The following is a 10,618-nucleotide window of genomic DNA, read 5'->3' as shown; positions in this document are numbered from 1 at the left end:
ACCTCGTGGTCGAGTGTTTGCACGAACGTCACACAGTCCAAATTGGGCTACGGAGCCGCTCTGGGGGCGTAAAGGCGTCATTGACGCCCTGTCGCGGCCTCGGATTTTTTCCGTCGTGACCGGGCTGCTAGCGCGTGATCGCGGCCGTCGCTCAGGATCCTGAGCGTTGAAGAGGGGCAGCGTCGCTCGACTCGCTGGAGTTCACTCCACGGGTCCGCGCGAGGAGCTCGGCGAGCTCGGCGAGCTCGGCGCCCAGGTCGAGCTCGTGGGCCCGAGCGGGCGAGCGTGAGCGCTCGACGCGAGCGACAAAGCGGGAGACAACGTGAGCGTGAATCTCGGGGTCCGGGCCAAGTTCTTGATCGTGACCGTGATGATCGTCGTCGCGGTCGACCTCGCCGCGGGCGTCTACTTGCAGTGGAAGCTCCGCGCCGCCGAGGACCAGCGGGTCGAAGACGAGCTGTCCCGCAACGCCCAGACCGTGGCCGAGCTCGTTGAGTGGGGCTTCGTCCATGGGTCGGTCGCGCTGTCGTCGGAGAGCATCGATCCGATCGCCGATCGACTCGGTGAGACGATGGCGGTTCGGGTCACGATCATCGGAGCCGATGGCGTGGTCCTCGGCGACTCGAGCCTGGGCCTGGCCGAGGTCTCGCAGGTCGCGAATCATGGCGATCGACCCGAGGTCCTGGAGGCGGGCCCCGAGGCCTGCGGGCTCGCGCGTCGCTACAGCGACACCCTCGGGACCGAGATGCTCTACTGCGCGATCGCCTTGGAGGTTCCGGGCGACGGCGCGGGGCCTGCCTTCGTGCGGGTGGCGACCCGGCTCGAGGCCCTCGACGACTCGTTCGCGCAGATGCGCCTGATCTTGGTGTTTGGCGGGTTGCTGTCCCTGGCCATGGCGATCGGGGCGGGGCTGGTCGCTTCGCGCGTGATGTACGGCAAATTTCGCGAGCTCGTGGAGTCGACGCGGGCCGTGGCGGATGGCGACAAAGAGCGGCGCTCGTCGGTCAAGGGCGGCGACGAGTTCGGCGGGATGGCGGGGTCGCTCACCCGCGTGTCCGAGGAGCTCGAGCGTACGGTCAAGCAGCTGGCGCGCGAGCGCGATCTGTTCGAGGCGGTGATCCACTCGATGGACGAGGCCGTGCTCGCGATCGACAAGAAGCGGCGGATCATCGCGCTGAACCGCTCGGCCCGGGAGATGCTGTCGATCACGACCGAGGTCAGCGGGCGCCTGTTGCTCGAGGCCGTCCGCATCCCCCAGCTGTCCGAGGCCCTCGATCACGCCCTGCGCGGCGAGTCGCGCAGCATCGACATCGAGCTCGAGTCGGCGGGCTCGCTGCGTCAGCTGATGGTTCGGGCCACGCCCCAGGGTGAGTCTGGTGGCGCCGTCTTGGTCATGCACGACGTGACCGAGATCCGTCGGCTCGAGACCGTGCGCCGCGACTTCGTCGCCAACGTGTCGCACGAGCTGCGCACGCCGGTCAGCATCATCCAGGCCAACGCCGAGACGCTGCTGCTCGGCGCGATCGACGAGCCGGCGGCGGCCCGGCGCTTCCTCGACGCGGTCAGCCGCAACGCGGAGCGGCTCGGTCAGCTGATCTCCGATCTGCTCGACATCTCGCGGATCGAGGCTGGCAAGTACAAGATGGAGCTCGACGCTCTGTCGCTGACCGCGGTCGCGCGCTCGGTCAGTCGCTCGGTCAGCGAGTCCTGCCGCCGTCGAGAGGTGGTCTTTGGCGTCGACATCGCGCCGGAGCTCCAGGTCCACGGCGACGCGCGGGCGCTCGAGCAGGTCCTGGTCAACCTGGTCGAGAACGCGGTCAAGTATGGGCCCGAAGGTGGCGTCGTCGATCTCGTCGCGGTCGAGCAGGACACGGCGGTGCGGATCGAGGTCCGCGACGAGGGCCCTGGGATCGGACCCGACCATCGCAGCCGGGTGTTCGAGCGCTTCTATCGCGTCGACCCCGGTCGCTCGCGGCACATGGGCGGGACCGGCCTCGGCCTCGCGATCGTCAAGAACCTGACCGAAGCCATGGGCGGCGACGTCGGCGTTGATCCCCGCGAGCCCCGGGGATCGTGTTTTTGGGTCCGGCTCCGCAAGGTCTCGCCCAAGGCTCCCGAAGCCGACGCGCCCTGAGGCTCAGCGCGGCCGTGCCTGAGCCGCGAGCCGCGAGCAGGACCACGCGCGAGCAGGGGGGCCTCGACTGAGGGCAGGCGCCGTCAGAACGAGATCTGGGCCTGGACGCGGAGCTGGTCGATGCCCTGGCCGATGTCGTCGGTCCAGATTCGAAAGTAGTCGGCCTGGAGCTTGAACGCGTGGCCTCCGATGTACCAGCTCGGGCCGCCGCCGAGCGCGTGGCGATCGCTCATCGAGGTCTGGGTGTCATCGCCGATCGCCCGGACTTCGCTGTAGCGGGCGGCGAGCTCGACCGGCGCGTGGGGGATCATGAAGCCGCTTTGGACGTACCAGCCGAGGCCGTCGCGCGGCGCCTCGATCGGCGCGGGGACCAGGTCGCCCAGCTCGTCCTCGATCTCGGCGTCGCCGGGGCGACGGACGCCGCGTCGCCAGAAAAATTCACTGGAGATCGACAGCCCGACGATGTGCAAGACCATGCTCGCCGTGGCGTTGTGGTAGTTCGTCGTGCCGCCGTCGGTCGGGACGCTGCCCTTGGTCCCGCGCATGAAGATGGCGTCGTCCATGAACGAGTAGGCCGCCCCGAGTGACAGCCGCGGCTGCTTGATCCTGACGAAGTCTCCCTCGCGGTAGTCCTTGAAGCTCCCGAAGGGCATGACCTCGACGCGCGCGATGTAGACGAGCCCGCCGCCTCGGGTGATCGGCTCGGCCGCAAAGTTGTCGCGACCGCCGCCGAGGTAAGCGCCGAGGTAGTAGCGGAGCCGGTCGAGGCCGAGGAAGTCCTCGGACCTCAGATCGAGGCCGATGTCGCGATCGAAGTCGAACTCCGAGCCGACGATCGAGCGATCGACGAGCTGCAGCTTGCCGGACGAGATCACGCGCTGCTGGCTGTAGGGCAGCTTGTACTGACCGACCCGGAGGGTCAGATCTCGGAGGTGGTCGAACTCGAGGTAGAAGTCGCGGAGGATCGTGTAGCGGGCCGCGCCGTCCTCGAGCCCTGTGTCCTTGGGCGAGAACGACAGCTCGGCCTTGAAGCGGTTGTGCTCGCCGAACATGTGCCCGGCGAAGACCAGCCGCGCGCGGCGGACCTGGAGGGAGTGGCTGACCGGGGGCTCGGTGTCCGCCGCGTGGTCGTTGGCCATCGTGTAGAGCAGCTGGACGCGCAGGCCGGTCGTGAGCGAGAACTTGCCGCTCTTGCTCGCGATCGTCAGGCCCTTGCCAGGACGGAATTGCACGCGCTCGAGATCGACCGGGTGCCCGCTGAGAAACTCGATCTGCGAGCGGGGCACGAGGGGCGAGACCTCTGCGTCCTGCTCGGTCTCCCGATCGGGGGCCGCGTCGTCCTGCGGATCGCGCTCCGGCGGCGCCTCGGCGGGGGGAGCGTCGGCTGGCGCGACCTCGCTCGAGGGCGCGTCTTGCCCCGGCGCGTTTGCGTCGGAGGGGCCAGGCTCGGCTCCAAGCTGGGTCGAAGGGGGACCAACGAGCAGCAGGGACACCAAGGGCAGGATTGGGAGGCTCACCGGGTCCGGCTCCAGACACGGCGGACGCTACTCAGCATTGATGACATCTTCGTAACAGTGTGGTGTCGGTTTGACTGCAGAAGGCCTGAATGTCACGCCGCAGCGCCGGCAATGTCACGCTTGTTGCGCGAATGTTGCACAAGCGGCCTCCAGACATGGAGCCGGGGCATCGGAGATCGCGGCGCTCCCTGTCGTTGGCCTGGTGTGAGTGATGCGGGGCCGATCGCGGCTTGTCACCGGGCCGACACGAGAGCGTCATGTTCGAGACACAGTCGAGAGCCAGACCGGCGAGGCAGGATCGGGCACACGCGAGCGCCGATCGACACGGGCAGGAGCGGAAAAAAAATGGGATCCGCCTGCAACTCGTCCACGCGCGGGCCGATGACAGGGCGTGCACTCCCTGCGTGTTCGGATCGCCCTCGTCGTTCTCGTGTCCCTCGGTGGGTGTCTGCCGCCTGTGGAGGTCGACCTCGACGGGCCGCGGATCGTCCACAGCTCTCTCGCGGGCCCGCGCAGCGTCGAGGTCTCCGTCGCGCCCGAGCTGATCGTCGAGTTCAGCGAGGCGATCGATCCGGCCACGGTTCACCCGGGCAGCGTCGTGCTCGTCGCCTGGGAGCTGCTCGAGCAGCGCTGCACGCCGACGCCCGTGTGTGACGAGGGCAGCTGCGAGCGCGGGCGCTGCCAGGTCCAGTCGCTGTCGTCGAGTGAGCTCGGGGCGATCGAGCGGGGGGAATTCGACGCCAGCGAGCCCCACGCGGTCGCGCTCGACTACGAGCTCAGCGAGGGCGATACGCGCCTCGTCGTGCGCGCGCGTCGGCCGCTCGCGGCTCACCGTCGTCACACGCTCTCGATCGGTCCGGCGGTGCGCGATCGGGCGGGGGCGCCCTTGGTCGACGAGCACGATCGTGCGCTCGTGTGGCAGCGGGACTTCGTGACCGCCGGTCGGGGCAGCGCGGGTCCGGAGCCGGGCCTGGTCGTCCCGGGTCCGGGCCAGCTCGGCGTTGCGACCAACCTGGCCCACGTCGAGACCGAGCTGTGGCCGCCAGTCCCGGTGCCCCAGCCCGGCGCGACCCTCGAGCTCGAGGCGCGAGACGGCGGCGCAGCGATCGAGCTGGTCGATCCCGTCGATTGCCCCGGGTGGGTCCCCGGCACTTGCCTGCGTTGGCGGCCCGCCCGGGCGCTCGAGCCCGATGTTCGCTATCGGCCCGCGAGCGGGAGCCTGGTCGATCGCGCGGGTCGTCGAGCGCGGCTGGCTTCGGCCTCACGCGAGACATGGTTCGAGGCTGGCGCGGGCTCGGACCTGACACCGCCCGCGGCCGAGCTCGTCGCCAAACTCCGCGGCCGCTGCCTCGCGCTGTGGATCGACGCGGGCGAGCCGGTCGAGGCCACGCTCGTCGTCGGCGAAGCCCAGGCTCGCGCGGCGATCGATCACTCCGGCTGGATCGGCCTCGAGCTCGACCTCGCGCTCGCGCCCGACGAGCCGATCGCGTGGGCGCTCGAGCTGCGCGATCTCGCCAACAATTTTTCGGCGACGCAGGACGAGCTCCCCGCCGGGCCGAGCTTCGACCCCGCGCTGCCGCGGATCCGGATCACCGAGCTCCTCGCCAACCCCAGCGGCCCGGAGCCCGACGCCGAGTTCGTCGAGCTCCTCGCCGGCCCCGAGGGCGCCGCGCTCGACGGCCTCTACCTCGCCGACGTCGCGCTCGCCGAGCTCCGCGAGGCCTGGCTCGCGGGCGACGAGCCGTCCGGCGATCCGCTGCCGAGCCTGACCCTCGCGCCGGACGAGCTCGCGATCGTGGTCGCGAGCGGCTGGAGCCCGAGCAACCCCGAAGACCCCGCGCCTGCGCCCGGGACGAGGATCGTGCGCGTCGACGCCAGCCTCGGCGAGAGCGGGCTCAAGAACGCTGGCGAGCCCCTGACGCTGTGGGCCATGACCGAGCAGGGCCCGGCCGCGCTCGCCAGCTACGGCAACTGGATCGACACCAGCGCCGCCTCCCACGGAGGCCGCAGCGTCGTCTCGGGCCGCGATGGCTGCGATCTCCCGAGCCGCTGGCGCGCGCAGCCCCAGGGCCGCTCGACCCCTGGCGCGCGGTGAGAGCTAAAAGGCCGGGAGCAGGCTCTCGAGCACGGACAGGAGCTCGGTGCAGCCGGGGTTCTTGACCGCGCCACCGTCGGCGCCCGAGGCCCGGATCGTCTGGATCAGCTCTGGCCTCGAGCAGTCGCTGTACAGCAACACGGGGCAGTCGTGGATGTGATTGCGGCGAATGATCGACAGGAGCGAGGGACCATCGAGCTCGGGCATCCCGATGTCGAGCACGAGCACGTCAGGTCTGATCTTCTCGACCAGCTCGGTGCACTCGAGCGGTGCGTCGGTGGTCTCGACCTCGAAGCCGCGCTCCTCGAGGATCTCGCGCACGATCTCGAGGACGATCGGGCTGTCGTCGACGATGAGCACGGATCCACGCTTGGGTGTCATGTCTCGGTCCTCGGGAGCCGATTCAACTTGATTGTTTTGCAGGCTCATCATCGCATCTCACCCTTGCACGCAAGGCAAGTATGGCCCGAGATTGAAAAATGCGCGAGGTGCGCTTTCGCCCCTGGGGGCAGGTAGAAGATGCCGGGGGGCCCGCGCGCGATCAACCTGTGGCCCCCAGTGTCATCGTTTGCTGCCAGCCGGAGCATCGATGATGCTAGGCCCATGCCCGAGCGCGAGGCCAAGCCGGCCGCCGGCGATCTAGAGCTGCTCGAGGGCGTCGTCGAGCGCACGGTGTTCCACGCGCCGGAGACACGATGGACGGTGTTGCGGGCCAAGATTCCCGGTGAGCCTGGCCTCGTGTCCGTGGTCGGTCGCTGCGCGGGGATCGAGGAGGGCGCCGACTTCAGCGCCCACGGTCGCTGGGTCGTCCACCCGACGCACGGGCGCCAGTTTGCGTTCGAGGCCCTCAAGCTGCGCCGCCCGACGACCGCCACGCAGATCGTCGCCCGGCTCAAGACCTACCCTGGCATCAAGGACGTGATGGCCGAGCGCATCGTCAAGCGCTTTGGCACCGACACGCTCGAGGTGCTCGAGCGTCAGCCCAAGCGCTTGCTCGAGGTCGCCGGCCTCGGCGCCAAGACCCTCGCCAACATCACCGAGCACCACGAGCAGCGCCAGGGCCCGATGGCCGAGCTCGAGAACCGCCTGCTCGAGCTCGAGGTCTCGCCGCGGCTCGGCGAGGCCCTGCACAAGCGCTACGGCGAGCAGGCCATGGCCATGCTCGAGCACCACCCCTACAAGCTCGCCCGCGAGGTCCACGGCATCGGCTTTTTGACCGCCGACAAGATCGCCCGGGCGCTGGGCATCGATCTCGAGGGCCACGAGCGCGTCGACGCGGGCCTGCTCTACACCCTGGAGAAGGCCCAGAGCGACGGCCACTGCGCGCTGCCGCCGGGGGTTCTGCTCGAGGACGCGCGCCGCATCCTGCGCCTCCCGGCCGCGCTGCTCGAGCTCGGGATCGATCGCCTGGTCGATGAGGGGGCGCTGGTTCCGCGGCTGCGCCCGCCGGGCAGCGAACCCGACGAGATCTACTTCCTGCGCCGCTTCGACGAGGCCGAGGACAACCTGGTCGAGAGCCTGCTCGAGCTGGCCCTGGTCACGCGCGAGGAGTGGGAGGTCGGCGACTTGCCCGAGCACCTGTCCGACGGCCAGCGCCGCGCGGTCGAGGCGATCGCCGGCTGCGGCGTCGTGATCCTGACCGGCGGCCCGGGCACGGGCAAGAGCACCGTGGTCGCCAACGTGATCGAGGTAGCGAAGCGGGCCGGGTCGGCGCTGTTGTTGGCCGCGCCCACTGGTCGCGCGGCCAAGCGCCTCGAGCAGACGACTGGCGAGTCGGCGAGCACCGTCCACCGCCTGCTCGAGGTTCGGCCCGACACCGGGGAGTTCGTCTACTGCGCCAACAACCCCTTGCCCGACGGCCTCGTCGTGGTCGACGAGAGCTCGATGCTCGACCTCGAGCTCGCCGAGGCCCTGGTCACCGCCTTGAGCCCACAAAACCGCCTGCTCCTGGTCGGCGACGCCGATCAGCTGCCCTCGGTCGGGCCCGGCAACGTGCTCCGAGATCTGATCCGGGCCGCGACTGGAGACTCGCCGATCCCCGTCGTGCGCCTCGATCAGATCTTCCGCCAGGAGGAGGGCTCGACGATCATCGCCAACGCTCACCGAGTGCTCCACGGCGAGGTCCTCGAGCCCGACGAGTCCAGCCGCGGCAAGGCTGGTGAGTTCTACGTGCTCCGGGCCGCCGACGCCGAGCGGACCCACGCGAAGATCGTCGAGATGGCGGCCGAGCGGATCCCCGCCGCCTACGGCTTCGATCGCGTCGGCGAGATCCAGGTGCTGTGCCCGATGCACAAGGGCCGGGCCGGGACCGAGGCGTTCAACCTCGCGCTTCAGCAGGCCTACACCGGGGACTGCGAGGGCCTCGAGGCCCCGGGCCCGAGCGGCGCGGGCGGGCGGGTCTTTCGGCTCGGGGATCGGGTCATGCAGATCCGCAACGACTACGAGCGCAACGTGTTCAACGGCGACATCGGCGTGGTCGAGCGCATCGTCGCCAACGCGGGCACGCTGACGGTCAGCTACGAGGGCCACTTCGCAACCTACGAGCGCCGCGAGCTCGGGGCCCTGCGCCTGGCCTACGCGATCTCGATCCACAAGAGCCAGGGCAGCGAATTCCCGGCCGTGCTGATCCCGATGCTGACCGAGCACCACGTGATGCTGCGCCGCAACCTGCTGTACACGGCGATCACTCGGGCGCGGCGGCTGTGTGTGATCGTCGGCGATCCTCGCGCGATCGAGCGGGCGATCCGTCGGGCTGACGCCGCGCGGCGCTGGACCGGGCTCGCGGAGCGGACCCTGGCTGTGCTCGACGCGCGGCGCGGGACCACCGAGCTCGTCGACCTCCGGTAGGTGCTCGTGGTATGCCAGCGCCCATGTCGGGGCACAGCAAATGGTCCACGATCAAGCGCAAGAAGGGGGCGACCGACGCTGCGCGTGGCAAGGTGTTCACCAAGATCGCCCGCGAGATCATGGTTGCGGCCAAGGAGGGCGGGGGCGACCCCGACGGCAACCCGCGCCTGCGCACGGCCCTCAACGCGGCCCGGTCCGCGAACATGCCCAAGGACAACCAGGAGCGGGCGATCAAAAAGGGCCTCGGTGAGCTCGAGGGCGTGAGCTTCGAAGAGGTGCTCTACGAGGGCCGCGGGCCCGAGGGCACCGCGTTCGTGCTCGAGGTCCTGACCGACAACCGCAAGCGCACGGTCCCGGAGCTGCGCCACATCTTCGGCAAGAACGGCGGCGAGATGGGCTCGACCGGCTCGGCGACCTGGATGTTCGACCACAAGGGCGTGGTCATGGTCGCCAAAGAGAAGATCGACGAGAACGCGCTGATGGAGCTGTGCCTCGAGGCCGGAGCCGAGGACGTTCAAGATGAGGACGAGGTCTGGGTCGTGACCTGCGAGACCTCGAGCTTCTCCGATGTCGAGAGCGCGCTCGCGCAGCTCGAGCCCGAGAGCGCCGAGATCCAGTGGGTCACCCGGCCCGAGAACACCTTCCCGCTCGAGGGCGGCGGCGCCGAGGCGGTCGCCCGGCTGTGGGCCAAGCTCGACGATCAGGATGACGTTCAAAAGGTCTACTGCAACGCCGAGCTGCCCGACGAGATCATGGAAGCACACGGGCTCTGACATGGCGGGTGTCGGAGCCGTAGACGCGCAGCCAGCAGTCTCGGGCCGCGTGCTCGGGGTCGATCCCGGGACCCGGGTGGTCGGCTACGCGATCCTCGACGTGCCCAACCCGGGCCGCTTCGACTACGTCGAGTGCGGCGTGCTCGCGGTCCCGGCCCGGGATGAGCTGAGCGCGCGGCTGCTCGAGCTAGCGACCTCGCTGCGCGAGATCATCGAGGAATTTCGCCCGGCCGGGCTCGCGATCGAGCGCGCCTTTCACGGCATCAACGCCGCGAGCGCGCTCAAGCTGGCCGAGGCTCGCGGCGCGCTCAAGCTCGTCGCGCTCGAGCACGGCCTCGCGGTCAGCGAGTACGCGCCCGCGATGATCAAGCGCGCGGTCGTCGGTCGGGGGCGGGCGACCAAGGTCGAGGTTCAGGCGCGGGTCCGGCTCCTGTGTCGGCTCGGGACCACGCCCAAGGCGGACGCCGCCGACGCGCTCGCGATCGCGATCTGTCACGTCCAGGCCAGCCGCCTGCCCAACATCGAGCGTGACCGCCGCGCAGACCTGCGCAGGCAGCTGGCCCGGCGACGAAGGCGAGGCTCACGATGATCGGCTGGCTGCGCGGCAAGGTCGTGCGCCGCGACCCGGCGCGCGGGGTCGCCATCGTCGAGGCCCAGGGGGTCGGCTGGGAGCTCCACGTCTCGATCCAGACCCTGGCCGGGATCCCCGGCGAGGGCGAGGCGGTCGAGCTGTGGGTCCACACCAACGTGCGCGAGGACGCGATCCAGCTGTTCGGGTTCGCGAGCGAGCGCGAGAAGCAGCTGTTTCGGATGCTGACCTCGGTGCCCAAGGTCGGGCCGCGCAACGCCGTCGCGGTCCTCGGTGGGTTCCCGGTCCGCGAGCTCGTCGAGTGCATCGCCGCGGGCGAGAGCGCGAAGCTGGTCAAGATCCCCGGCATCGGCAAGAAGACCGCCGAGCAGATCGTGCTGACCCTCGGCGACAAGGTCGTGACCTTGCTCGAGCTCATGCGGGTCGAGAGCGGCGCCGCGCCGGTCCAGGCCGAGCTCCCGAGCGCCGACGCGGGCGAGCTCGGGGTCGCCGCGCGCGACGTGCTCTTGTCGCTCGGCTGGAAGCTCAAGCCCGTCGACAAGGCGCTCGGGCAGGTCCTCGACGAGCTCGGTGACGCGGCCAAGTCCGCCGACCTCGACGCCCTGGTCCGCGCGACCCTGGCCAAGCTGATGGAGCGCTGATCGCAGCCTCGCCTGGTCGAAC

At 69.9% G+C, this 10,618-nt stretch carries 9 protein-coding genes; 7 read left to right on the top strand and 2 right to left on the bottom strand.

The window, feature by feature from the left end; translation table 11 throughout:
• Positions 1–166: 166 nt before the first annotated feature.
• Together ENSA5_RS39050 and ENSA5_RS00990 are read left to right on the top strand one after the other, a co-directional pair.
• Positions 167–289, top strand: a complete 123-nt coding sequence (locus ENSA5_RS39050; RefSeq protein ID WP_258182689.1) for a hypothetical protein — start codon at positions 167–169, stop codon at positions 287–289.
• A gap of 33 nt (positions 290–322) precedes the next feature.
• Positions 323–2,134 carry a sensor histidine kinase gene (locus ENSA5_RS00990; RefSeq protein WP_146155185.1) on the top strand — a complete coding sequence of 604 codons (1,812 nt, stop codon included), beginning with the start codon at positions 323–325 and terminating at the stop codon, positions 2,132–2,134.
• 83 nt (positions 2,135–2,217) lie between these two features.
• Here the strand turns inward: ENSA5_RS00990 and ENSA5_RS00985 are convergent, their stop codons facing one another.
• On the bottom strand, positions 2,218–3,651 hold the full coding sequence (locus ENSA5_RS00985) for a porin (RefSeq protein ID WP_106389671.1): 1,434 nt from the start codon (positions 3,649–3,651) through the stop codon (positions 2,218–2,220).
• 391 nt (positions 3,652–4,042) lie between these two features.
• Between ENSA5_RS00985 and ENSA5_RS00980 the strand changes: the two genes are divergently transcribed.
• The gene (locus ENSA5_RS00980; protein WP_146155184.1) at positions 4,043–5,746 is read left to right on the top strand and encodes a serine/threonine-protein kinase; all 1,704 of its coding nucleotides are present in this window, start codon (positions 4,043–4,045) and stop codon (positions 5,744–5,746) included.
• 3 nt (positions 5,747–5,749) lie between these two features.
• Here ENSA5_RS00980 and ENSA5_RS00975 read toward each other — a convergent pair whose 3' ends face one another.
• Positions 5,750–6,127, bottom strand: coding sequence for a response regulator (locus ENSA5_RS00975; protein ID WP_181197132.1), 378 nt, complete (start codon positions 6,125–6,127; stop codon positions 5,750–5,752).
• A gap of 222 nt (positions 6,128–6,349) precedes the next feature.
• On the opposite strand from ENSA5_RS00975, the gene recD2 reads away from it, so the two are divergent.
• The 4 genes from recD2 to ruvA are packed head-to-tail and all read left to right on the top strand — an operon-like array spanning position 6,350 to position 10,596.
• On the top strand, positions 6,350–8,593 hold the full coding sequence (gene recD2 / locus ENSA5_RS00970; RefSeq protein WP_181197130.1) for an SF1B family DNA helicase RecD2: 2,244 nt from the start codon (positions 6,350–6,352) through the stop codon (positions 8,591–8,593).
• Between the two features lie 23 nt (positions 8,594–8,616).
• Positions 8,617–9,366 carry a YebC/PmpR family DNA-binding transcriptional regulator gene (locus ENSA5_RS00965; RefSeq protein ID WP_106389667.1) on the top strand — a complete coding sequence of 250 codons (750 nt, stop codon included), beginning with the start codon at positions 8,617–8,619 and terminating at the stop codon, positions 9,364–9,366.
• A gap of 1 nt (position 9,367) precedes the next feature.
• Positions 9,368–9,955, top strand: a complete 588-nt coding sequence (gene ruvC / locus ENSA5_RS00960) for a crossover junction endodeoxyribonuclease RuvC (RefSeq protein WP_181197128.1) — start codon at positions 9,368–9,370, stop codon at positions 9,953–9,955.
• Positions 9,952–10,596, top strand: coding sequence for a Holliday junction branch migration protein RuvA (gene ruvA, locus ENSA5_RS00955; RefSeq protein WP_106389665.1), 645 nt, complete (start codon positions 9,952–9,954; stop codon positions 10,594–10,596). Before ruvC ends, ruvA begins: the two co-directional genes overlap by 4 nt.
• Positions 10,597–10,618: the final 22 nt, after the last annotated feature.

This window comes from Enhygromyxa salina (assembly GCF_002994615.1).
GTDB lineage: Bacteria > Myxococcota_A > Polyangia > Nannocystales > Nannocystaceae > Plesiocystis > Plesiocystis salina_A.
This window is presented reverse-complemented; position numbering and strand designations above follow the sequence as displayed.

What these genes read in the sequence shown, in the direction of transcription:
- ENSA5_RS00975 (WP_181197132.1), bottom strand. Translation starts at nt 6,127, where the DNA reads ATGACACCCAAGCGTGGATCCGTGCTCATCGTCGACGACAGCCCGATC.
- recD2 (WP_181197130.1), top strand. Translation starts at nt 6,350, where the DNA reads ATGCCCGAGCGCGAGGCCAAGCCGGCCGCCGGCGATCTAGAGCTGCTC.
- ENSA5_RS00965 (WP_106389667.1), top strand. Translation starts at nt 8,617, where the DNA reads ATGTCGGGGCACAGCAAATGGTCCACGATCAAGCGCAAGAAGGGGGCG.
- ruvC (WP_181197128.1), top strand. Translation starts at nt 9,368, where the DNA reads ATGGCGGGTGTCGGAGCCGTAGACGCGCAGCCAGCAGTCTCGGGCCGC.
- ruvA (WP_106389665.1), top strand. Translation starts at nt 9,952, where the DNA reads ATGATCGGCTGGCTGCGCGGCAAGGTCGTGCGCCGCGACCCGGCGCGC.